1 protein-coding gene is annotated in these 393 nt (G+C 40.7%); it reads left to right on the top strand.

Annotated features, from left to right (window positions below; genetic code table 11):
- Window positions 1-99: 99 nt before the first annotated feature.
- Window positions 100-393: carbohydrate ABC transporter permease (locus NE664_15360; GenBank protein MCQ4728010.1), on the top strand; the 294-nt coding region annotated here is incomplete at its 3' end.

Below are 393 nucleotides of genomic sequence, written 5' to 3' on the forward strand. Positions count from 1 at the left end.
TATGCCTCTGCGGCGGGAGTCGTGCTGCTGGTACTGGTCGGAATTATGACGATTATTTATTTTAATTTACTGGGAAGAAAAGTACATTACCAATAGGGGGTGAAACGATTGCAACTGACATACCGATTGAAAAAAATAGTATTGACGGTGATACAGTATATCGGGTTTGCCATACTGCTGGTGCTGTTTATTATTCCATTTGTCTGGATGGTATCCACGTCAGTCAAGTCCATCGGGGAAACTCTGACAAATCCACCGATTTTTATTCCGTCTGATTTTCATTTTGAGAACTATATAAAGGCATGGAAATCGGGGCCGTTTCTCCATTTCTTTTTAAACAGTGCCATTATTACATTTTCCAGCATGATTCTGCAGCTGCTTTTTGTTGTTCCG

The sequence above is a fragment of the Anaerotignum faecicola genome (assembly GCA_024460105.1).
GTDB lineage: Bacteria > Bacillota > Clostridia > Lachnospirales > Anaerotignaceae > JANFXS01.